The 21,934-nt window shown below is 41.9% G+C and carries 21 protein-coding genes and 1 pseudogene; 17 read left to right on the top strand and 5 right to left on the bottom strand.

The window, feature by feature from the left end; all coding sequences use genetic code 11:
* Positions 1 to 151: 151 nt before the first annotated feature.
* From ABFV83_RS10035 to ABFV83_RS10020, 4 genes and pseudogenes are all read right to left on the bottom strand, one after another.
* Positions 152 to 1,365, bottom strand: a pseudogene (locus ABFV83_RS10035) (IS256 family transposase).
* A gap of 138 nt (positions 1,366 to 1,503) precedes the next feature.
* A complete protein-coding gene (locus ABFV83_RS10030; protein WP_349948717.1) occupies positions 1,504 to 3,282 on the bottom strand; it encodes an oleate hydratase in 1,779 nt (592 codons plus the stop codon).
* 205 nt (positions 3,283 to 3,487) lie between these two features.
* Complete coding sequence (locus ABFV83_RS10025) at positions 3,488 to 4,066, bottom strand: TetR-like C-terminal domain-containing protein (RefSeq protein WP_349948716.1); 579 nt, start codon at positions 4,064 to 4,066, stop codon at positions 3,488 to 3,490.
* 823 nt (positions 4,067 to 4,889) lie between these two features.
* Positions 4,890 to 5,591: a GntR family transcriptional regulator gene (locus tag ABFV83_RS10020; RefSeq protein WP_349948715.1), complete on the bottom strand. Its 702-nt coding sequence runs from the start codon at positions 5,589 to 5,591 to the stop codon at positions 4,890 to 4,892.
* 316 nt (positions 5,592 to 5,907) lie between these two features.
* Between ABFV83_RS10020 and hypB the strand changes: the two genes are divergently transcribed.
* From hypB to ABFV83_RS09970, 10 genes are all read left to right on the top strand, one after another.
* Positions 5,908 to 6,576: a hydrogenase nickel incorporation protein HypB gene (hypB, locus tag ABFV83_RS10015; RefSeq protein ID WP_349948714.1), complete on the top strand. Its 669-nt coding sequence runs from the start codon at positions 5,908 to 5,910 to the stop codon at positions 6,574 to 6,576.
* 70 nt (positions 6,577 to 6,646) lie between these two features.
* A complete protein-coding gene (locus ABFV83_RS10010; protein ID WP_349948713.1) occupies positions 6,647 to 9,337 on the top strand; it encodes an FAD-dependent oxidoreductase in 2,691 nt (896 codons plus the stop codon).
* Positions 9,338 to 9,357: 20 nt separating this feature from the next.
* Positions 9,358 to 9,699, top strand: coding sequence for a hydrogenase/urease maturation nickel metallochaperone HypA (locus ABFV83_RS10005; protein ID WP_054738140.1), 342 nt, complete (start codon positions 9,358 to 9,360; stop codon positions 9,697 to 9,699).
* Positions 9,700 to 9,908: 209 nt separating this feature from the next.
* The gene (locus ABFV83_RS10000; protein WP_349948712.1) at positions 9,909 to 10,961 is read left to right on the top strand and encodes a DUF5692 family protein; all 1,053 of its coding nucleotides are present in this window, start codon (positions 9,909 to 9,911) and stop codon (positions 10,959 to 10,961) included.
* Positions 10,962 to 10,979: 18 nt separating this feature from the next.
* Entirely contained in the window at positions 10,980 to 11,291 is a 312-nt protein-coding gene (locus ABFV83_RS09995; RefSeq protein ID WP_349948711.1) for a PTS sugar transporter subunit IIB, read from the top strand.
* 199 nt (positions 11,292 to 11,490) lie between these two features.
* Positions 11,491 to 12,348: a YitT family protein gene (locus ABFV83_RS09990; RefSeq protein ID WP_349948710.1), complete on the top strand. Its 858-nt coding sequence runs from the start codon at positions 11,491 to 11,493 to the stop codon at positions 12,346 to 12,348.
* Positions 12,349 to 12,471: 123 nt separating this feature from the next.
* A complete protein-coding gene (locus tag ABFV83_RS09985) occupies positions 12,472 to 12,912 on the top strand; it encodes a GNAT family N-acetyltransferase (RefSeq protein WP_349948709.1) in 441 nt (146 codons plus the stop codon).
* Positions 12,913 to 13,068: 156 nt separating this feature from the next.
* Positions 13,069 to 13,224 carry an AAA family ATPase gene (locus ABFV83_RS09980; RefSeq protein ID WP_349948708.1) on the top strand — a complete coding sequence of 52 codons (156 nt, stop codon included), beginning with the start codon at positions 13,069 to 13,071 and terminating at the stop codon, positions 13,222 to 13,224.
* A 21-nt stretch (positions 13,225 to 13,245) separates the two neighbouring features.
* Positions 13,246 to 13,473, top strand: coding sequence for a hypothetical protein (locus tag ABFV83_RS09975; protein ID WP_349948707.1), 228 nt, complete (start codon positions 13,246 to 13,248; stop codon positions 13,471 to 13,473).
* Positions 13,474 to 13,582: 109 nt separating this feature from the next.
* Positions 13,583 to 14,266: a hypothetical protein gene (locus tag ABFV83_RS09970; protein WP_349948706.1), complete on the top strand. Its 684-nt coding sequence runs from the start codon at positions 13,583 to 13,585 to the stop codon at positions 14,264 to 14,266.
* Between the two features lie 88 nt (positions 14,267 to 14,354).
* On the opposite strand, the gene ABFV83_RS09965 is transcribed toward ABFV83_RS09970, so the two are convergent.
* Complete coding sequence (locus ABFV83_RS09965; RefSeq protein WP_349948705.1) at positions 14,355 to 15,254, bottom strand: N-acetylmuramidase domain-containing protein; 900 nt, start codon at positions 15,252 to 15,254, stop codon at positions 14,355 to 14,357.
* Between the two features lie 439 nt (positions 15,255 to 15,693).
* Between ABFV83_RS09965 and ABFV83_RS09960 the strand changes: the two genes are divergently transcribed.
* The 7 genes from ABFV83_RS09960 to ABFV83_RS09930 all read left to right on the top strand — a co-directional run bounded on the left by ABFV83_RS09960 (position 15,694) and on the right by ABFV83_RS09930 (position 21,924).
* Positions 15,694 to 15,951, top strand: a complete 258-nt coding sequence (locus tag ABFV83_RS09960; RefSeq protein ID WP_349948704.1) for an HPr family phosphocarrier protein — start codon at positions 15,694 to 15,696, stop codon at positions 15,949 to 15,951.
* A 136-nt stretch (positions 15,952 to 16,087) separates the two neighbouring features.
* Positions 16,088 to 17,179, top strand: a complete 1,092-nt coding sequence (locus ABFV83_RS09955) for a MupG family TIM beta-alpha barrel fold protein (protein WP_349948703.1) — start codon at positions 16,088 to 16,090, stop codon at positions 17,177 to 17,179.
* 47 nt (positions 17,180 to 17,226) lie between these two features.
* A complete protein-coding gene (locus tag ABFV83_RS09950; RefSeq protein WP_349948702.1) occupies positions 17,227 to 19,146 on the top strand; it encodes a PRD domain-containing protein in 1,920 nt (639 codons plus the stop codon).
* A 149-nt stretch (positions 19,147 to 19,295) separates the two neighbouring features.
* Positions 19,296 to 19,634 (top strand): PTS lactose/cellobiose transporter subunit IIA, encoded by a 339-nt coding sequence (locus ABFV83_RS09945; protein ID WP_349948701.1) that lies wholly within the window; start codon positions 19,296 to 19,298, stop codon positions 19,632 to 19,634.
* 39 nt (positions 19,635 to 19,673) lie between these two features.
* Positions 19,674 to 19,994 (top strand): PTS sugar transporter subunit IIB, encoded by a 321-nt coding sequence (locus ABFV83_RS09940; RefSeq protein WP_349948700.1) that lies wholly within the window; start codon positions 19,674 to 19,676, stop codon positions 19,992 to 19,994.
* A gap of 57 nt (positions 19,995 to 20,051) precedes the next feature.
* Entirely contained in the window at positions 20,052 to 21,383 is a 1,332-nt protein-coding gene (celB, locus tag ABFV83_RS09935) for a PTS cellobiose transporter subunit IIC (protein WP_349948699.1), read from the top strand.
* A 16-nt stretch (positions 21,384 to 21,399) separates the two neighbouring features.
* On the top strand, positions 21,400 to 21,924 hold the full coding sequence (locus ABFV83_RS09930) for a GrdB-related putative oxidoreductase (RefSeq protein ID WP_349948698.1): 525 nt from the start codon (positions 21,400 to 21,402) through the stop codon (positions 21,922 to 21,924).
* The last annotated feature ends 10 nt before the right edge of the window (positions 21,925 to 21,934 follow it).

Below are 21,934 nucleotides of genomic sequence, written 5' to 3'. Positions count from 1 at the left end.
TCGTTACCTGTAGCTTTCTTTTTGTGGGCTCTGCCCACACCCGACCTCTGGAATTATTAGGAAAAAATCGGGCATACTATAAGTACCGACGGAATAAGGAAATTAATGGGCTGGTCAGACAGTTGTAGCAAACTGTCTGACCGGTTTTCCTTTATAGATATTCATTCAATCGTTCCGGATACAACAGCATCAACTGGCTGAGTACCAAATCCCAATTCCGGTAACGCTGCGTCCATTTCTTTTTAACATTCTGACTTGCCAAATACAGCATCTTCTCCAAAGAATTGTCACTGGGAAAGCTATTCTTGGTTTTTGTGACTTTACGGAATTGGCGGTTGACTCCTTCAATAATATTTGTGGTATACATAATCCTTCGGATATCATCACTGAATTCGAAAAACGGGCGTACCACTTCCCAGTTTTGTTCCCAGTTGGATATTGCATAAGGATATTTCTTGCCCCAGATTTCTTTCACGCTGTCCAGTTCAGAAAGGGCCAATTCTTCTGTTGGTGCCTTATAAACTGCCTTGAAATCCGCTGCGAATTTTTTGATATCTTTATAGGATACATATTTAAAAGAATTACGCAGCATATGAATAATACACCGTTGTACTTCTGCCTGGGGATAAACGGCATGAATTGCCTCTTTAAAACCAGCAAGCCCATCTACACAAAAAAACAGAACTTCCTGCACCCCGCGATTCTTTAAATCATTAAGCATGCCAAGCCAGAACTTTGAGGATTCATTTGCACCTATGTTAATGCTTAGAATATCTTTGTTCCCATCAAGTGATACGCCAAGAACCACATAGGCGGCGCGGTTAAGGATCCGGCCATCTTCACGAATCTTGTAATGAATCGCATCCATAAAAACAAAGGGGTAAACTGGTTCAAGAGGACGAGATTGCCATTCCTTTATTTCCGGTAAAATCTTGTCTGTAATTTTACTGACCATATCCGCAGACAGTTCAATTCCGTACAAATCATGAAGCTGGTCATGAATATCTCTGGTAGACATTCCTCTTGCATAAAGAGAAATGACCTGTTCTTCAATGCCAGAAATATCTCGTTGATATTTGGGGACGATTTGGGGTTCAAACTCTCCATTTCTATCTCTGGGAATATCCAGGGCTAATTGCCCAAACTGACTCTTCCCCGTTTGGGGGAGTATCCATTACGCTTGTTATCAGTATCAGTAACCTCTTTTTTATTTTTTTCATAACCAAGTGTTGCATTTATTTCTGCTTCCAATAATTCCTGCAACATGTCTTTAAAGCTGTCCTTAAATAAGGAGTAAATATCACCGACACTTTTTATGTCATTGTCTGCAATGATTTGCTGTAACTGTTCTTTAGCGATTGCCATAGAAAAAGCTCCCTTCTAAAAATGAATTATTTATCTAATTCATACCCAGAAAGGAGCCATTTATTTCCAGAGACACAAAATTTATTACACTACCAGTGGTTTACCACTTACTATCTTTCCAGTAAGATACCTCCCTTTTTAACCTATTAAATGGTATTCCATCAGTAGCTTTTCAATTTCTGTGTTCTGTACTTTCTTAATTACCTCAACAAGTTCCTTTTTCCGGCCAGGTTCTAAATCAAGCCCCATTAAGCTTTTTCCATCCTGTAATTGTACAGTAGCATTTAGAAGACTACGAATATCGTATGTACTTCCCCAAACCTCAGGCACACCACGATCAATGTTCAGTAATGTATAAACGGACTCCATTCCGGTTCTTACAGAATATTCTGAAGTAAAGATCGTATCACGCTTGGTCTCAGCAAACTGTCCAATGAAAGCAAAATTGACACTGCCATCAGGTACAATATTGGGACGATCACCTAAACGGCGAGGCAGGAAAAATGCAGTAACATAGGGCATCATACAAGGTACAGTATTTGCACTATGTTCTGCTAAGTCATCAATTTTATCTGTAGGTACACCCATATGATACAGCCATTCCATACAGATTTCCTTACCTGTGCACTCTCGCATAGATTTCTTTACGAAGTTACCTGGTTTGTCGCTAAACAGTCCATAAATCCAACCAACCAGTTGATTCTTTGGCTGACTGCTGAAATGCGGCTGACGATTGAATGTCCAGCTAAGAAGCCAGTTAGAGTCTTTCGCTGTTACTATTCCTCCTGTTACGACTTTGCCGTCAAATGGATCACGTTTACAAATATTTTGAATATACGGCGGAATGCGCTCATCTAAAGTGGTAACAGTAGCGGACATCCAATTACTCAGCTCAGGATTGCTACAGAATTTGTCGGGATTTCCAAACGATTTATCCTGCTCTGCGATTTTTCGCCACATATCCCAACCTCCGCCAGCACTGATATTATAGCGGAACTCTGCCGGATGATTTTGGTCACCCAATGATGAGTTTTCAACGCAACCTCCATTTGTAATGAAAACAAGGTCGTTTTCTGTCAGGCTGATAGTATCTTCAACATCGCCATGAACATACAAAATGCTCTTTGCCTGTTTCTTATCCGTTTGGATATCAAACTCGATATTTACCACTCTCGTTTCGTAGTGGAATTGAACGTTATGATTCTCCAGATATTTTACCATTGGAAGAATTAAAGATTCATATTGATTATACTTAGTAAATTTAAGTGCTTTGAAATCGGGCATTCCCCCGATGAGGTGAATAAAGCGGTGAAGGTAGCGTTTCATTTCTAAAGCGCTATGCCAATTCTCAAAGGCAAACATAGTACGCCAATATAACCAGAAATTAGAATTCAGCACTTCATTGTCAAATATTTCATCGATCCGTTTATCATACAGGTCTTCATCCTGCATAAAAAACAGCTTCATAATCTGCATAGATCCCTTATCGGACAGCCCAAATTTTCCATCGGTATGGGCATCTTCTCCCTGATTGATCGTCGCACGCATAAGAGAATAGTTAGGATCACGTTTGTTGAGCCAATAATATTCATCTAAAACACTGACACCTTCTGTTTCAATGGATGGGATGGACCGCATCAAATCCCACATACACTCAAAATTACTTTCCATCTCGCGTCCGCCGCGTATTACATATCCAAGTTCATTGTATTTATAGCCATCGCAGGCACCACCCGGGAGTCTGTCTTTCTCCAAAATATGGATTCGTTCTCCCTTCATATGTCCATCACGGACAAGAAAACAAGCAGCTGATAAAGCTGCAAGGCCGGATCCAATCAGGTAAGCGGATTTATTATCCACACCTTCCGGCTTCAAAGGACGGGCAAAAGCTTCATAATTACCACTGCTGTAATACATATCATTAATCCTCCTATATAAATAGTAAGTTCAAGATTTTTAAATGTATTTTGTCTTTATAGGTGCCCTTGAACTTCTGAATTAATTCTATCAACAAGAGGTTATAGTTAATACAGTCAAATGATCGAAATTGTTCGATATTCGAACAATCTCGATCATTTGCTGAATTTCTGAATATATACAAATTTACCTTACAGAGGCAAATTTACCAATTATTATTTAGCTCAACACTTTTTCGTAAAGAACGTTCTATATTTCCGTTAAACAGTTGCCCGCATCTTCGAATAATGTTTTCTTGTTCCATGCTCATCCCGGAAGAAACCCAATTAATCAACATTTCTGTGAGGGCATATTGATAAAACAAAATGATAATATTTATATCTGTATGGGAAGCACGAATATCAAGGTTAATCATTATCTTTTCCACATAGCGTTTCATGGCATTACCTGAAACATCAAACAAGTATTTTTCCAATTTCTCTTTCTGTATGGAATTATAGATATGGTAAACAGCCTTTTTATTCTCTATGGCAAATTTCAATGCTTGAAGCAAGCTCTCTTCCCAAGAATTTGTATCATAATAATCATCGATTACTTTTTGTAATTCTGTTTGAAATATTTCAGAGATAATACCATAAAGATCCGCATAATAGTAATAAAATGTATTACGATTGATTTTACAAGCAGTAACAACATCTGTCACTGTGATTTTATGTAATGGGCGTTCGCTCAACATCTGAACAAACACTTCACGTATCATTTTCTTAGTCAATAATTGTGCCATGTAGAATCCTCCTTTTCTCTCTATAAAATTCACCATAAACATACTTATTTTGGGCATCATTTCTTCTCTTATTATATCCGTTTTATTATGGAAATTCAATTGAGGATTAATGAATTATCCTGTGCATTCCACTACAGTGTAATGCGTCTTTTGTTTTAGAGGTATCCCTGAAGTCTACCGTTGTCCATATGACGAAAACTACCAAGTCATAGCATGAACAAGAAATATAGATGCTTTCCGCTATTCTTTGTAAATAACAATTACTCCAGAAAGAGAAGAGCTCTATAATACGAGGAGGCTCTATGAAATTAGACAATTATATAGAATAAATACATTTCCACATAAAAGAGTATTTACTTATTTTCCGAGAGGTGGAATAACAGGGGAACGCCCCCTTTGATACTCTGAATGACGTTATGTAAATGCATAATACAGAGAGTTATAAGCTCGGTGAAGCTGGCAGAGAGCCACCCTGAAGCATAATGGCGAGGAAATGCGATTATGGTTTATATCATGACTATGACATTAAAAATGCCATATTGTTTGGCAACATTATCGGCGGATTATGTATAGAAAGGATTAGATGTTTAACACGTTATGTAAACGAGAAGGAATTATTAGAGATAGCAGAAAAACATCGTAAAAAAATCAGGTGAAACAAACCATTGGAAAAACGGATTAAAATAACTAGATAGGAAGGTGGAGAATTATGTGATTGTCCATCTTTTTGGTGTGTCCAGTGGGCACACGTTCTAACGAGTGCAAATCTCCAATCCGTCCGGCTGTGGGAAGGATACAGCCGGCCCCTTTATTTTATCATCACTTAAAAAATCTGCCGCCCACCTTCCAAAGCCTCATCCAGCTGTTTATCGGTACATCTTCTTGCCGCCTCTGCATCACGCGCTTTGAGGCATTTATATAAACTAAGTACGCTGTCGTATAGTGCCTCTTTCCCGTAACGCAGGCAAAAACGCTTCCAAAGCTGTGTTACAACAGGTTTAAAAGATATGTAAATTAAAGGTATAATGCTGTTTCCACTAATAACGGAAAGTCTGTGATGAAAAGAAAAGGTGGCTGAGACCGTCTCTTCAATCGAAGTTGCATCTGCAACTTCCTCTAATAAGCCTTCCAATGCAAGAATATCCTCATTGGATGAATTCTTTATAATCGAATCCGTTGCCAGATGTTCCAATGCCCGGCGGACTTCAAGTATTGAGTAAATTTCTGTTTGTCCAAGTGTATCTCCGTGATATTCCATAATGGCATTTAAGGTGTTGATATTTCCGTTTCTGCCGTAATCTGCTACAAACACCCCCTGCCTTGGATGTACTTCCAAAAAACCCTGTTTTTCAAGTTCTGCAAACCCACTGTTAACCACTGCACGGCTGACCTGCATCTGTCTCGCAATTTCCCTTTCAGGAGGTAATTTGCTTCCAACCGGGATATGCCCTGATAAAATCATGTCACGAATCTGACAAATAAACATTTCTTTTAAGCTCAAAGCGTTAAGTTTCTGAAATTCCATTTTTTCCCCCTTGTTCTGGCTCTGGCCATACCAGAAATCAATACTATTTTATCACACATTCTTACAAAAAATCAACAAATAAATATGTGATAATGACAATTATTTTTTGCAATATTGCCAGTTTTCATAGAATATCTTATAATGATATTGTTAAAAAATAAACCAAACTGTTCATCTGGCTGAACCAGAACACTTATGAAAAATATACCTGGATCTTGACGGTTAAAAGACTGTTGAAGAAAAGGAAAATGCCAAAAAGTGAGTTTCAAGCCAACGGATGACAAAAAAGGCGAATGGAAAGAAAGGAGCGCGACACATGGAAGATTTTAAAGTTCTTGAGATAAAAACAAGTGTTTTTGCTGACAACAACATACAAGCCGGAAAGCTTCGGGAGGAATTAAAGGATAAGAAGGTCTTTCTTCTTAATCTAATGTCCAGTCCCGGTGCAGGTAAGACCACTACCCTGATCCGTACGATTCATGCACTAAAGAACGACCTTAATATTGGTGTTATGGAAGCGGATATTGATTCTGACGTGGATGCCCGTACCATTCAGCAGACTGGTGCAAAGGCTATCCAGCTGCATACCGGTGGTATGTGCCATCTGGATGCGGAAATGACCCGCCAGGGATTAGAGGGTCTTGATACAGACGGTCTTGACCTTGTAATATTAGAAAATGTGGGCAACCTGGTCTGTCCTGCAGAATTTGATACCGGCGCAGTAAAAAATGCTATGATCCTCTCCGTACCGGAAGGAGACGATAAACCTCTTAAATATCCGCTGATGTTCTCTATTTGCGATGTAATACTGATAAACAAGATGGATGTAATGCCGTATTTTGATTTTGATATGGAAAAATGCAAAGCTAATATCAGACTTCGTAATCCCAACGCTATTATCATTCCCATCAGTGCTTTAAAAGATGAAGGAATTAGGGAATGGACCGACTGGTTAAGCAATGCAGTAAAATCCTGGTGTGAATAATAAACGTATAACTATCATAAAAAGGTATTCATAAACTTCAAATGCGCAAACAGGCGCAGGAAAGGAAATTATGAGTGAATTAAGACCTAAAATTGTAAAACTGGCAAAAATGGTAGGCGGTATTGCCGGAGCCATGAACAAAATCGATGAAAATTCTCCCGAATACTACGCTCTAAACTGTGTTGTAACAGATGACATGGCTGATATTGCTATGATTATGGGGCTGCGTAAACCCCGTACCTTCGAGTATGTCGCTAAGCGCTCCGGAAAGAGTGAAGAAGAGACAAGGGCCCTCTTAGATCAGCTGACCTACACAGGTGTCGCTAAAGTATGGGAGGATAAGGAGGATCATAAAGAACGGTTTTTTGTGAATATATTTGCCCCTGGTATGTTAGAAATGATGGTAAATAACCGTGAACAGCTTAACGCACATCCTGAAATCGGTAAAGCCTTTGAAGAATATACCAGACTGCGTCTTGCGCCAATGGCAGCAAAATTCCCTCAGGGCATGGCAATGATGCGTGTCATTCCTGTAGAAGAGTCCATCAAAGATATTCCCGGTACAAAACCCTGGGAACGTCTCTCCTATTATCTGGATAAATATGATACGTTCACGGTATCTGACTGCTCCTGCCGCCAGTCACGCCGTGTACTGGATGAGGGCTGCGGCCATTTGGAAAAAGATATCTGTATCCAGATGGGTGAAGGTGCCGAATATTATATAAGAACAGGCAGAGGCCGCCAGATATCCCGGGAAGAAGCAAAAGAAATTATTAAATTTGCAGAAAATAACGGCCTGATGCATGAAATGCCCCATACCGACGGACTTGGTGAATCAGCGGCAATCTGCAACTGCTGTGGCTGCTCCTGCTTCTCCCTGCGCCTTGCGACACTTTTTAATACTCCTGATTCCATACGTTCCAACTTCACTGCCAAGGTAAATAAGGAAAACTGTGTAGCCTGCGGACAGTGTGTGGAAAATTGTCCTGTTAATGCTTTAAAGCTTGGTCAAAAACTCTGTTCCAAAACACCTGTTACCATAAAGGCAGAACCTACCGCACGTGACCATGTCTGGAAAGAAAGCAACTGGAATGTGGATTACCGTGAGAACCGAAAAGATGTTACAGAAGAAGGCACATCTCCTTGTAAAACTGCCTGTCCGGCTCATATTTCCGTACAGGGTTACATAAAGCTTGCTGCTTCCGGCCGCTACCATGAAGCATTAGAGCTCATAAAGAAAGAAAATCCTTTCCCTGCTGTCTGCGGACGGATCTGTCCTCACGGCTGTGAAAGCGAATGTACCCGCGGAGATATTGATGAACCGGTTTCCATTGACGAAATCAAAAAATTTATTGCGGATAAAGAGCTGGATGGTTCTATCCGTTATATCCCGCCCATGCGTTACCACCTTGGAAATAAAATCGCAGTGATCGGTTCCGGTCCTTCCGGTCTTTCCTGTGCATATTACCTGGCAATTGATGGTTATCAGGTAACAGTATTTGAAAAGGAAGAAAAACTTGGTGGTATGCTTACCCTTGGCATTCCCTCCTTCCGCCTGGAAAAGGAGGTTCTTAATGCTGAAATAGACGTTTTGCGTGAAATGGGTGTTGCCTTTAAAACCGGAATTGAAGTCGGAAAAGATATTACTCTTAATGAACTTCGGAAAGAAGGTTACGAAGCCTTCTATCTGGCAATAGGCGCACAGGGTGGAAGAAGTCTTGGAATTGAGGGGGAAGAAGCTAAGGGTGTTGTCTCGGGCGTTGATTTCCTTCGCAACGTAAACCTTGGAAGAAAGGCGGAACTTTCCGGTAATGTAGTTGTGATCGGCGGCGGAAATGTAGCAATTGATGTAGCCCGTACAGGGGTAAGACAGGGGGCTGCTGCTGTTAATCTTTACTGTCTGGAAAGTCCCGGTGAAATGCCGGCATTACCGGATGAAATTACAGAGGCTGAGGAAGATAAAGTTTCCTTTCATAATGGCTGGGGTCCTAAGCGCATTCTGACAGAAGACGGAAAGGTGACCGGTGTAGAATTTAAGCGCTGCATCAGTGTATTCGATGAGAACCAACGTTTTGCTCCAAAGTATGAAGAAAATGATACGATCATTGTGGAAGCCGATACCGTACTGCTTTCCATTGGCCAGTCCATCGAGTGGGGCGGACTTCTCTCAGAAAGCAAGGTTGAGCTTGGACGCGGCGGTACTGCCAAAGCGGACAGTCTGACCTTACAGACTTCGGAACCGGACATTTTTGTGGGCGGTGACTGTTTTACCGGACCCCAATTTGCCATCCATGCCATTGCAGCCGGAAAAGAAGGTGCAATCTCTATTCACCGTTATGTACAGCCGGGACAGTCCCTTGTATTTGGCCGTGACCGCCGTGAATACCATGCTTTAGATAAGAATAACGTTGCTTTCGGTGTACAGGATTTTGATACGACTCCCCGCCAGAGAGCAGGACACTCTCCTGAGAAAAAAGGCAGCTTCTATGATGAACGGTTGACCTTCACCGAGGAACAGTTAAAGAAAGAGACGGAACGCTGCCTTGGCTGCGGTGCGGTAGAAATCGACAGTTATATGTGTATTGGCTGCGGCATGTGTACGACCAAATGTAAATTTGATGCAATTCATCTGGAGCGCACCTATGACACGGTTCCCAATACCTATGAAAAACTTCCTGTCAAGATTGCCACCAACGCAGTTGTGCGTACCGGAAAGATTGCCGTAACTGCTCTCAAAGAAAGCGTTGGCAAAAGAAGCTAACGAAAAAAGGAGAGGGAACAATGCATGAGCTTGGTGTATTAAACTCTATGGTCCACACCATTGAGCGTATCGTAAAGGAGCAGAACGTAACAGAGGTCTACAAGCTTGTCATCGAAGTTGGCGAGCTTTCCGGTATCGTGCCCAGATACTTGGAGCAAAGCTGGCCCGCTGCCTCCTATAAGACTTTTATGGAAAAAACAGAGCTGGAGCTTATCGTTATTCCCGGTATTGTTAAATGTAAAGGCTGCGGCAGGGTATTTAATGCTGTTTACAGTGATTTAAACTGCCCTGACTGCGGCAGCAAGGATATGGAAATCCTGGAGGGGGATGACATGATAATTAAAGAAATCGTGTGCAACTAAAGTAATCTAACGATGAAGTTATAACATTATCTGGACGTACGGTGGTTATAGGCGGAGGAAATGTGGCCGTTGCTGCAGCACGCGGAGATTTATTTCACACTGGAATATAAAAAGATTTGCCCCCATTGCGGGAGAGAATCCACTTATCTGGCAGCGGGGGCTGAATTAATATCAAGAAAATGGAACCGTGTTAAATAGGAGGAATGGGTATGTTTGTATTTTCAGAAAGTGTTCCAACAATATTGGTGTTACTGGTATGGCTTGGGGTGTTCTTATCGTTGTTTGCTGCAAATGAATTGAGCCGCCGTTTTAAATGGGTGGGGTTTGGCTGCTTTGTTGTGCTTCCGGTAGTTTTAACAGTTTTATGGATGACAAGGTTAAAGGATACTTCTTATATGGACTGGTTTCATCTGGCAAAGGTTTATTCTTCTACGGCGGGCTGTATTGGTTTTTGGTGTATCCGTCATATCAAAAAGCTGCAGCATAATAAAATTGCGTTGTGTTTCCCGCCGTTAATTCTGGCTGTAAATATCCTGGAAGCCTGTTTCCGGGATTTTGAAGTAAGCCGGTATGTGACACCGGTTATGGAGTATATGAACAATCAGGTTCAGTACTATATCGGCGGTCCATGGAATGTCATGAATGGGATTGCAGGTCTTTTAAATATTGTGACCATTACAGGCTGGTTTGGAATTTGTATTCGAAAGAAGACCAGTAAGGATAAAAGCCAGGATATGCTTTGGCCTGATATGATGTGGTTCTGGATTATTGCCTATGATTTGTGGAATTTTGCTTATACCTATAACTGCCTTCCCACTCACGCATGGTATTGCGGATTTGCACTTTTACTGGCTCCTACGATCTGTGCATTTACAATTGGTAAGGGAGCATGGCTGCAGCATCGTGCCCAGACACTGGCTCTGTGGTGTATGTTTGCCCAGACGTTTCCTGCATTTCAGGATGCCAGTCGTTTTCTGGTGCATTCCGGATCCAGTAAGGCAATTGCAGAAGCAGCAATACGGGAAAGAATCCTTTCCCCTGACGGGTATACGGTATTGACCGGAACAGGAATCCAGCCGGTGGCAGGTGTATCACCGGATACTACTTTATTATTCGTTATGAGTTTACTGGCTCTTCTTGTAAATATCGGAGTATTTGTCTATATGATTCACAGAATGTATAAGACAAAGAGAAATCCATATACCGGAGAATTATATACGGATCATAAGAAGTATCAGGAGATTAAGGCTTTGGCAGAGTAAATTTAAGGGAGAAGAAATATGAAAAAGCTTAAAATAACACTTGCCTGTGCTGGCGGTATGTCAAGCAGTATGTTGTGCAGGAAAATTATCGCAGCATCAGAAAAGAAAGGCTATGAAGGAACAGAGTGCGATGCCTATTCTGTTCATAGCTTGCAGTCGGCAGCTCCGGGTAGTGACGTGATTTTGCTTGGACCTCAGGTAGGATATATGAAGGATACCATAGTAAAAAAATATCCGGATGTTCCTGTTGAGGTTATTAATATGAAAGACTATGGGATGATGAGAGGTGAAAAAATATTTAATGATATGGCGGAAAAGTTTGGCTGGTAAATGATCCAATTTGCATAGAAGAGAGCGAGGGAGTATAAGTGAAGACAAAATTACTCCAGTTTATATACGATTGGTATTGAGTTTTTAAAGTGCATATGTTATCATAATAAAAAATATATTTTTAGATATTAGGCGTAAGCCTTGATCCACGTTTGCTAGGGAAAATCTTAGCAAACGTGTTTTTTTTGGAGGTTATGATATGAAAAAAGGAAGATTAGCACTGGAAATTTTAACGATCATGTTAGGGAATTTTATTTATGCAGTAGGAATTGTGTTTTTTATTATGCCTTCTGGCTTAATTACCGGAGGAACAACGGGGATTGCAATTGCTGTTAATCACTATACAAAACTACCTATTTCAAGTATTGTATTAGTTTTTAATGTAATTATGTTTTTAATTGGATTGTTCGTTTTGGGAAAAAAGTTCGCATTAACTACACTGATTAGTACATTATTCTTTCCATTATCTTTGGAAGTATTGCAGACATTGTTCGTAAATTTTGTAATTACAGATGATATTTTTTTATGTACAATATTCGGAGGTGTTTGTATAGGAAGTGCGATTGCTCTTGTTATCAGAGTTGGGGCAAGTACTGGAGGCATGAGTATACCACCTTTAATTTTACATAAGTATACGCATATTCCGGTATCTGTCAGTTTATACGTAGGAGACTGTATCATACTTGCACTGCAGGTAACGTTTAGTGATAAAAATAAAATCCTTTATGGCATCATTTTAGTTATGATTTATTCCATCGTCTTAGATAAACTTCTATTACTTGGTACAAATAAAATACAGATAAAAGTAATAAGTGTCAAATCTTCGGAGATAAAAGATGCAATAATTTCGAGATTTGACAGAGGAGTCACACTTTTACATAGTAAATCAGGATATCTGGAACGAGAGATGGATGTCTTACTAACGGTTATTTCTAATAATGATTTATCTAAATTTGAAAAGCTGATTCATGAAATAGACGACGAGGCCTTTGTGATTATCAGCCATGTTAATGAGGTAAGAGGCAGAGGATTTAGTATAGGAAAAAAATATTTGTGATTTTAAAAGCAAGATAGTCAAACGGCTAAAAAGCTGTTAATTGCCGGATTAAGAAGTTGGAAGGTGTTCTTCATACCTTTCGGTTATAATTTATATTGATTTTACAATGAGAGGAGATTGATTATGGAATTAAAAATTATTCAAGGAAATGTTTCAGAAGAAATCTTGGAACTATATGTAAAGTCTTTTCGTATGAACCCCTGGAATGAAACGTGGACACTTGGCATGGCTGGTATGAGGATCAATGATTATCTTCAAAATCCCATGGCCCTGGGATATGAAGCCCGTCAAGATGGAAATATAGTTGGGTTTTTAATGGGATACATAACCTCCTATTTAGGCGTTAAAGAATTTCATATACAGGATTTTGTGATTTCTGTAGATTTTAGCAGAATGGGACTGGGGACTCAAATGCTGTCTTTGGTTCAACAGGATGTGAAAAGAAGAGGGGTAGAAAGTATTAACTTACTCACTTTGAAAGATCCAAGGACTGAAGGATTCTACAATAAAAATGGATATGAAACGGATCCAAACCTTGTATTTATGAATAAAAAAATAATATAAATTAAAACAGGAGTGAGTGTTATTTAGGCATCAGGTAAAAAAGAGCGGGCAATGTGCAAGATCGTCACATGGCAGAACTTCTTACAGAAATTATGATATATTTTTATTCCAATTTTTGGTATAATTAAGAAATCGGAATCCAGAGGTGAAAGTCATATGAATATAAATCCAAAGATTATCATATTAAGGGGTAATTCTGGAAGTGGAAAAACAACCATTGCAAGAAAACTACAAAGACATTATGGAAGAGGTACGTTACTTATTTCACAAGATGTAGTTCGGCGGGAAATGTTGTACGTAAATGATGGTTGAGAAACACAAGCGATTGATTTAATGATTAATCTTGTTAGATATGGAAAGGAAAATTGTGCAACTGTAATATTAGAGGGTATCTTATATGCAGATTGGTATCAAAGACTATTTGAAGTCATAAAAGATGAATTCGCCAATCAGATCCATGCTTATTATTTTGATATCCCTTTTGAAGAAACGCTTTTTCGGCACAAGACAAAACCGAATGCCGGGGAATTTGGAGAAGCGGATATGAAAGGCATGTGTTAAACAATGTCCTAAAACGGTATCCGATATATGGAAGAATTTAAAAAGAAAATAGTGAATTTGTATTACCCAATGAATGCAAACATATAAAAAAATATTAGGGGGTTGTAACATGAAAAAAAAGGTGATTTTATTAGCGGCGGCATTGCTGTGTGGATGCTTATTGGCAGGCTGCCAGAAAACAAAAGGTGACCAGTTGAATCCGAACACTGTAACTTCAGAAGAAGGACAGATAAAAGTTGAATCATCCAATGAAAATAATGAGGAAAAAGAAAGTGAGACAAAAAGCGTGAAGATAAATTCATCTTCTGCCTCTGATACCGGAGTTTCTCAATCAGAGATATCCCTGGATGAAAAACGAATCATACCAGATCAATCCTTTGATGTTGAATTGAATGAATGGGGAAATGTAAGGTTTATTTCATATGCTCCGGAAGCTGGTGCTGATTTTGAAGATGTTTCATTTTATCTGATGAAAGACAATAAGGTTGTATATTCATTCCCTTATTATGGCGAAAATAACAGAACTGATACTTATGCAGGTCTTTTTGATGGTGTGGAGTCTGTAGGATTCCGCGATGTGAATCATGACAATTTAAAGGATATAATCGTCATTATTAACTATATTACAGGTGCTGGTCCTCAAGGCATGGTTCCTCGCCCCAGAGCCAGAATTTTCCTGGCGGATAAAAAGGAATTTCATCTGGCAAAGGATTTAATAGATGACATAACCGAAAATATGGATGAAAAAGATATAAACATTGATAACATATGTAAATATCTGGAAAATAAATAATCATTCATTACTTTTGATTAATTTGTAAAAACGGCTCCAGGTGCATGTTAAAATCACCTGGGGCCGCTTTTGTTATACTTTAAGATGATTATGCTTTTGCGTAATCGGCTGCATTTTTCTTTAACTTAGGACCATAGGTGTCACCGTCTCCATTGTAAATTTTCCCCATGTTAGTAAAATCACGTGACTGGCAAGCTTTTAATAATGAGCCATTGTCGTATTTTGCAACAAAGGTGCAAAATCCTGTCATCTGCTTGTCCTCACTGATGCTGAAATCCTTAAACATGGCTGCTGGAGAGTCATAACCGGTAACTTTATAGTTAAAGCCCATAATCTGGGGGAGTCCCATACTGATAGAATAATATGCATAATACTCACTGATGTTTTTTGCCAGGTTAAAGGCTTCATATTCACTGGCCTGCTTTCCGGTATGAGTCTGATTCCATTTGCCGTTTTTGTAGTAATAATGTACCTTATTTTCCACCTTAAAGGTTGAGGAAGCGTTGGAAACATTTTTTAAGAAAATATGGTTTTCAAACCGGATTAATAACTTTCCGTCGGTAAAGCCTGATCCAGACGATTCTGTCAGGATAAATCCGCCTAAAACGTCCTCATCAATGGAATATTTCGATGCAAATGAAGAAATAATAGATCCGAATTTCTTCTTTAAGTTTTTAGCTGCCGTACTGGCGCCGGAGCCACCGCCAGAATCGCCGCCGGCTGCTGCCTTATCAAGTGCAATAAGGGTGTTTTTTCCGGCTTTACCATCTACAGTAAGACCTTTGGCTCTCTGAAAGCTTCTTACTGCGGTATCACTATTATTGCCGAATTTTCCATCAGGAGTGCCGCATTTGTGCCCTGCTGTATTTAATTTCGTCTGCATGGTTTTTACACCTGCACTGTAACGAAGCTTGTCATCCTTCATGTAATAGCCAGTGCCTGCAAGCACCTGGGCATAGGTATATCTTGAGTTATCATAATCTGCCATAATAATATCTCCTTTTCTATTTTGTTGAATTTGCAAATTCAATAAATAGAAAGAAGATTTTCATCTGTTTGTAAACAATGAACTTCAATTTTGAAACCATCAAAGTCCTGAATTTAGGGCTTTGAGAGTACTTTTGTCTGGTCTTGACAACCAACGGCAAAGCTGTTAAACTTGCAAATAGTGAGACAAAAGGAGTTAAGCAGGGTCATGGGTTCGAATCCTGCTATCTCTATTCTGGTGATAAGCCGCAGGCATGACAGCTTGTGGCTTCGATTATGATTTTTAGGGGGGGCGGGACAATTGATAAAAATCAGAGACAGAGTATGAAAGGCACATTTTCCTAAGAGGATGTGCCTTTTTGTGTGCCCAGCTGCTGGTGTCAGGCTCTTCTGACATTGGCTTGTCGTTTTCCCATGAATCGTAAAAAGGTGATGATGAGATGATAAGTTATGAATACATAGTATCGGACAAACAGGGGCTCCACGCTATCAATGCTATGAGGCTGAGCAGGACGGCATCGGAATATGAGAGCCGTATAACCCTTAAGAGCAGGAAAGGTACAGCGGATTGCAAGAATGTGCTTTCGCTCATAGGTCTGGGAGCACGCCAGGGAGAATTACTGGAGTTTATAGTGGAGGGGACGGATGAGAACAAGGCATTGAGTTTCCTTAAGGAATTTCTTCCGGCCAATTTATAGCAGAAACAAGATTATTTCCTAGTAATTAGGAAACAGATTTATCTCCAAACTCTTTCTTGACGGATTATAGTTAATGTCAAAGGACCATCCGGCAGATCAGGACCGGCTGGTTAAATATAAGAGAGGGGTAATTTATATGGCAAGATTGGGCATTTCCGTTTATCCGGAACATTCTACTGAAGAAAAGGACATGGAATATATCAGAAAGGCAGGGAGATTGGGGTATAAGAGAATCTTTACCTGTCTCTTAAGCGTGGAGGAGAGCAGGGAAGAGGTAATCGGCCGTTTTCGGAGACTGGCGGATGAAGCCCACGCCTGCGGTATGGAGATCATACCGGATGTAAGCCCTGCCGTATTCTCCCGGCTGGGAATCTCCTACGAAGACTTATCCATATTTCAGGAAATGCATGTGGATGGCATCCGTCTGGATGAAGGCTTTGACGGCATGAAAGAAAGCCTTATGACTTACAATCCCCAGGGGCTTAAAATAGAGCTCAATTCCAGCGCCAAGCTGGCATATGTGGAGAATATCATAGATCATCATCCGGATCGTGAAAAGCTAATTACCTGCCACAATTTTTATCCGCAGAAGTACACGGGATTGAGCCTTAAACATTTTAATACCTGTAATGAAAAGATAAAATCACTGGGGCTTAAGGTGGCGGCCTTTGTGTCCAGCAACGCGCCTTTTGCATATGGCCCGTGGCCCGTAAATGAAGGACTGTGTACTCTGGAGATGCACCGCGGTCTTCCCATTGATTTTCAGGTGCGTCATCTGTTTGCCACCGGCATGGTAGATGATGTGCTCATTGCTAATGCCTATGCCACTGATGAGGAACTTAAGGCTTGTGCCGGTCTTAATTCCAGCATTCTGACCTTTCGTATCCAGCTGGAGAAAGAACTGACTCAGACCGAGCACCAGATCCTGGATTATAAGTCCCATCATGTGGTAAGAGGTGATGTAAGCGACTATATGATCCGTTCCTCCGGTCCCAGAGTCACATTTGCAGACCACTCCATTCCTGCTGCCAATACCAGGGAATTAAAACCTGGTGATGTGGTCATCTTAAATGATGGTTATCCCAAATATAAGGGGGAACTGCAAATCGTCACCAAAGACATGCCAAATGACGGCCGCAAAAATGTTATCGGTCATCTACCTGAGTATGAGCACGTTCTGCTGGATTATGCAAAGCCATGGACGGTGTTTGCATTCAGCATTCTCTGAACAGAGGCTATTGCAGAAGAATACAGCAAAAAAAGGAGTATTTAGACATGCAGAATGAAAGACAGGAGCAGCTGCTTACCATATTATCTGAGCGGAGAGACTGGATAACCAGCCGGCGCCTGGCTGTACTTCTGCAGGTGTCGGACCGTACCATACGCTCCGATGTGGAATCCATCAACAGACAAATGATCCCGCCTCCCATAGAATCTAATGTTCGGAAGGGCTACCGGATCTGCGAAAAGGCCAGAATATCTCCTCTGCCGCTGAAAGAATCCAGGGGAGGGGATATTCCCCAGACTCCAGGTGCCCGCTGTGCATACATTATACAGAAGCTGTTATTCGAGGTGAAGGAACTGAACCTCACCCTTCTCCAGAGCCAGATCTATGTCAGCGGAGCCTCCATTGACAATGACTTAAAGCGTATACGGAAGATGCTGGAGCCCTATCCCGGCTTAAAGCTGGTCCGCAATAGGGAATGCATTTCCTTAAAGGGGGATGAGGCTGGAAAACGGCGGTTTTACAAGGATCTTCTGATGGCCGAAGTGCAGGAGAATTTTCTCAACTTAAACCTGCTGGCTAATTTGTACAAAAGCTTTAATTTGATCGAAGTAAAGGACATATTCGTGGCTGTGCTGAAGGAATACGATTATTCCATTCATGAATCCATGTTTCCCATGCTTATCCTGCACGCCGGTACCAGCATTGAGAGGATGAACTGCGCCAACTACATCAGCATGGATGAGGAGATGCCGGAACTTGAGGATACCATTGAGTACCAGATTTCACGGGACTTCTATGACCGAATTTCCAAACGCCTGCACATAAAGATCCAGGACGGCGAAGTCAGTATGTTCGCCCTGGTGGTCATGGGGAGAAAGTCTTCCAATTATACTGATGATTACGTGAATTTCGCCGGCAGGTGGCTGAGTACCAGAAAGCTGGTAGGTGAGGCCCTGGAGCAGATATACACTCTGTTCGGGCTGGATTTCCGACAGGATGGGGACCTTATCGCCGGTCTTAAGATGCATATCCACGGACTGGTCGAGCGCGTCAGGAACCAGGTTCGGATGGAGGATATATTTGTGGAAGAGATCAAGCGCAAATACCCTCTGGTCTTTGAGATGGGCATCTACGTGCTGCAATTTCTGGAAGAAAGGCTTAAGACTCCTATATCCGATGCGGAGAGCTGTTATATCGCCCTTCATCTGGGAGCTGCCAGTGAGCGCATGAAAGCGGAAAGGAAGTACTGTGCCGTAATGATCCTGCCTCACAACCAGTCCTTTTCCGATATGTGTGTGAAGAAAATCTCCGATATGTTTCGTGAGAGGATGGAAGTGGTAAAGGTCTTTGGTTATTTTGAAGAGGAGGCAGTATCTTCCCTGGATCCGGACCTGCTGCTCAGTACATTTCCCCTGGAGCACGGGCTTAATGTGGAAACAGTCCCCATTAACTTATTTGTGGATTCTGAAACAGAGTCCAGGATTCTCCAGGCCATCAACCGGCTGGATAAGAAAGGATTCCGGCTGGAGTTTTCCTCCCATATCGGCAACTTAATCCCCCGGGAGCACTACCATACTGAGGTGAACTGTACCAGTCCGGAGGAAATTATCACCCTGCTGTGCTTAAGTCTCATAAAGGCGGGCGTTGTGGACCCGGAATTTACAGATGTGGTATTAAAGAGAGAGCAGATGTCCCCAACCTCCTTTGTGAATACATTTGCTATTCCCCATGCCTTTGGGGCCTTTGCCAGGAATTCCACCATTGCGGTGGCCCAGCTTAAAAATCCTGTGAAATGGGGCGTCTTTGAGGTACGGCTGGTAATGCTGTTCGCTATCAATAAAGGAGATGCCAGGATGATTAAAATCTTCTTTGACTGGATATCCAACATAGTGAATCAGCCTGAGGAGCTGGCAAAATTGGCGGCTCCCTGCGAATATGATGAATTTATCGACCGGATCATGGAGTGAATTTCCTAAGAGCTAGGAAATACCTTTAAGGAAAAAATTGAATAAGTGCCTTATAATTATAATTAATTAAGGCAGCTTAATTTAAGATGCAGCAAACAGAACGGTTTTGCTGCATCTTGTTTTCATTAACACATACAGGAGGCAGTAATATGTTAGAGGGCTTAGAGACGATTTGTTTTAAAATCATATCCAATGTAGGCGGTGCACGGTCCAGCTACATTGAGGCGATCCAGAAAGCAAAGCATGGGGATTTTGACGGTGCCGGGGAATGTATGAAAGCCGGTCAGGAAATGTTCCTCACAGGACATGAGGCCCACTTTGAACTAATTCAGAAAGAAGCTCAGGGTGAGATGGTGGGCGGTTCCCTGATTCTGATTCATGCGGAAGACCAGCTTATGAGCGCGGAAGCATTCAAGATCATTGCAGAGGAGATGATCGCCAGCTATGAGAGAATAGTTAAGCTGGAGGAGAAGTTGAGCAGTAAATAATGGAAATAAAAAAATGCAAATAGCAAGGAGGATTTTACAATGAAGCGAGTGTATTTATTTTGCAGCGCAGGAATGTCAACCAGCATGCTGGCAAGCAAGATGCAGACGGTAGCCAACGAGCATAACCTTCCCATTGAAGTGGAAGCTTTCCCTGATGGAAAGATCGGCCAGATCATCGATGAGAAGCATCCGGATGTGATACTTTTAGGGCCCCAGGTCAAATACCGTTACGGTGAGATTGTGGAAAAGTTCGGAAGTAAAGGCATCCCGATTCAGGTCATTGACCAGACTGATTACGGTATGATGAATGGTGAGAAGGTCCTTAAATCTGCGATCAAGCTTTTGAAAGCAGCCAAATAAGGCAAAAACAGAACTTCTATTAATAGCAAAAATAAATTAAAACGGGGGAACAACAATATGTTAAGTAAATTAGAGTCAATGCTCATGCCTTTGGCAGAGAAAATTGGAAAGAACAAGTATCTCATTGCAATTCGTGACGGCTTCCTGCTGTCCATGCCGCTGTTAATCGTGGGTTCCTTTTTCCTGCTCATTGCCAACTTCCCGATTCCGGGGTGGACTGATTTCTGGGCAAGGTTCTTCGGGGAACACTGGGACTCCTATTTCTCCAAGCCCACTGACGCCACTTTCTCAATCATGGCAGTGCTGGCAGTGATTGGAATCGGCTATTCCTTTTCAGAGCAGATGAAGGTAGATAAGCTGTTCGGAGCTGCCGTATCACTGGTATGCTGGTTCTTAATCATGCCTTATGAGATCCTGGTAAATGATACTGCCGTGTCCGGCATTCCGCTGGGCTGGGTCGGTTCCAGGGGTATCTTTGTAGGAATCCTTGTGGCTTTCTTATCCGTGCATATCTATGCGTGGGTCAATAAAAAGGGCTGGATCATCAAGATGCCCGACGGTGTTCCTCCAACGGTTGCAAAGTCTTTCTCAGCCCTGATTCCTGCTGGAATTTCCGTGCTGGTGTTCTTTATTCTGAACATTGTCTTTGCCATGACACCATATGAGAACGCCTTCAACTTTATATTCACCATCCTGCAGACTCCGCTTCTTAAGCTGGGCAATACCCTTCCGGCTATGGTAATCGCTTATATCTTTCTCCATATCTTCTGGTTCTTTGGAGTAAACGGCGGTTCCGTGGTGGGTGCGGTGTTCAATCCCATTCTTCAGACTTTGTCTGCCGAAAACCTGGCTGCATTCCAGGCAGGCCAGCCGCTGCCCAATATTATATCCCAGCAGTTCCAGGATCTGTTCGCCACCTTCGGCGGATGCGGCTCCACCCTGTCCCTGTTAATAGCAATGCTCTTTTTCTGCCGTTCCAAGCGTATCAAGGAGTTAGGAAAGCTGGCATTTATTCCTGGTTTGTTCGGTATCAATGAGCCCATCGTGTTTGGCCTGCCCATTTTGCTGAACCCAATGATGCTTATTCCCTTCATGCTGGTGCCAACCATCAACATTGTGATTTCCTACTTCTGTATGAGCATCGGCCTGGTTCCGCTGTGCTCCGGTGTAGCAATTCCATGGACCATGCCTGTTATCCTTTCCGGGTTCCTGGCAACCGGCTGGCAGGGAGCTGTTCTTCAAATGCTTCTTCTTGTACTGGGCGTATTCATCTATATGCCGTTCATCAAGATGATGGATAAACAGTACCTGGAAGAGGAGTCCAGGACGGTTGAGAAATCCGATGACGACGATATTGATCTTAACGACCTTTCCTTTGATGACTTATAAAATGAGGTAAACAGTGATGAAGCTTATTATGATATACGATCAGATTCAATCAGGACTTGGAACCAAGGATGACACCATGGTTCCCCTTACAGGGAAAAAGGAGCCCATCGGACCGGCAATCATGATGGAACCTTTCTTAAAGCAGGTGGATGGACACGTAATGGCCTGCCTGTGCTGCGGAAACGGCACATACCTCGCTGATCCCGAGGAGGTCAGCCGCAAGCTTTGTGCCATGATGAACAAGTTACAACCGGATGTGGTAATGTGCGGGCCAGCCTTTAATTACGCGGATTACGCGCAGATGTGCGCCAAAGTGGCTTGTGATATCAACGCCACCACCGGGGCCAAGGCATTTGCAGCCATGTCTGTGGAGAATGCAGATACCATTGCGGCCTATAAGGATAAAGTAGCGATTGTGGAAACGCCGAAAAAGGGTGGTCTGGGCCTTAATGACGCCCTTAAGAACATGTGTGCCCTGGCCAGAGCGCTGGCTGACGATGCGGACACTTCCGAGCTGATCCATGAATTCTGTTTTAAATAAAAGGAGGCCT

The organism is Lacrimispora sp. BS-2, from assembly GCF_040207125.1.
Lineage (GTDB): Bacteria > Bacillota > Clostridia > Lachnospirales > Lachnospiraceae > Lacrimispora.
Note: the sequence above shows the minus strand (reverse complement) of the source record. Positions and strands in the feature narration are given on the sequence as shown.

What these genes read in the sequence shown, in the direction of transcription:
- ABFV83_RS10030 (WP_349948717.1), bottom strand. Translation starts at nt 3,282, where the DNA reads ATGTATTACAGCAGTGGTAATTATGAAGCTTTTGCCCGTCCTTTGAAG.
- ABFV83_RS10025 (WP_349948716.1), bottom strand. Translation starts at nt 4,066, where the DNA reads ATGGCACAATTATTGACTAAGAAAATGATACGTGAAGTGTTTGTTCAG.
- ABFV83_RS10020 (WP_349948715.1), bottom strand. Translation starts at nt 5,591, where the DNA reads ATGGAATTTCAGAAACTTAACGCTTTGAGCTTAAAAGAAATGTTTATT.
- hypB (WP_349948714.1), top strand. Translation starts at nt 5,908, where the DNA reads ATGGAAGATTTTAAAGTTCTTGAGATAAAAACAAGTGTTTTTGCTGAC.
- ABFV83_RS10010 (WP_349948713.1), top strand. Translation starts at nt 6,647, where the DNA reads ATGAGTGAATTAAGACCTAAAATTGTAAAACTGGCAAAAATGGTAGGC.
- ABFV83_RS10005 (WP_054738140.1), top strand. Translation starts at nt 9,358, where the DNA reads ATGCATGAGCTTGGTGTATTAAACTCTATGGTCCACACCATTGAGCGT.
- ABFV83_RS10000 (WP_349948712.1), top strand. Translation starts at nt 9,909, where the DNA reads ATGTTTGTATTTTCAGAAAGTGTTCCAACAATATTGGTGTTACTGGTA.
- ABFV83_RS09995 (WP_349948711.1), top strand. Translation starts at nt 10,980, where the DNA reads ATGAAAAAGCTTAAAATAACACTTGCCTGTGCTGGCGGTATGTCAAGC.
- ABFV83_RS09990 (WP_349948710.1), top strand. Translation starts at nt 11,491, where the DNA reads ATGAAAAAAGGAAGATTAGCACTGGAAATTTTAACGATCATGTTAGGG.
- ABFV83_RS09985 (WP_349948709.1), top strand. Translation starts at nt 12,472, where the DNA reads ATGGAATTAAAAATTATTCAAGGAAATGTTTCAGAAGAAATCTTGGAA.
- ABFV83_RS09980 (WP_349948708.1), top strand. Translation starts at nt 13,069, where the DNA reads ATGAATATAAATCCAAAGATTATCATATTAAGGGGTAATTCTGGAAGT.
- ABFV83_RS09975 (WP_349948707.1), top strand. Translation starts at nt 13,246, where the DNA reads ATGATTAATCTTGTTAGATATGGAAAGGAAAATTGTGCAACTGTAATA.
- ABFV83_RS09970 (WP_349948706.1), top strand. Translation starts at nt 13,583, where the DNA reads ATGAAAAAAAAGGTGATTTTATTAGCGGCGGCATTGCTGTGTGGATGC.
- ABFV83_RS09965 (WP_349948705.1), bottom strand. Translation starts at nt 15,254, where the DNA reads ATGGCAGATTATGATAACTCAAGATATACCTATGCCCAGGTGCTTGCA.
- ABFV83_RS09960 (WP_349948704.1), top strand. Translation starts at nt 15,694, where the DNA reads ATGATAAGTTATGAATACATAGTATCGGACAAACAGGGGCTCCACGCT.
- ABFV83_RS09955 (WP_349948703.1), top strand. Translation starts at nt 16,088, where the DNA reads ATGGCAAGATTGGGCATTTCCGTTTATCCGGAACATTCTACTGAAGAA.
- ABFV83_RS09950 (WP_349948702.1), top strand. Translation starts at nt 17,227, where the DNA reads ATGCAGAATGAAAGACAGGAGCAGCTGCTTACCATATTATCTGAGCGG.
- ABFV83_RS09945 (WP_349948701.1), top strand. Translation starts at nt 19,296, where the DNA reads ATGTTAGAGGGCTTAGAGACGATTTGTTTTAAAATCATATCCAATGTA.
- ABFV83_RS09940 (WP_349948700.1), top strand. Translation starts at nt 19,674, where the DNA reads ATGAAGCGAGTGTATTTATTTTGCAGCGCAGGAATGTCAACCAGCATG.
- celB (WP_349948699.1), top strand. Translation starts at nt 20,052, where the DNA reads ATGTTAAGTAAATTAGAGTCAATGCTCATGCCTTTGGCAGAGAAAATT.
- ABFV83_RS09930 (WP_349948698.1), top strand. Translation starts at nt 21,400, where the DNA reads ATGAAGCTTATTATGATATACGATCAGATTCAATCAGGACTTGGAACC.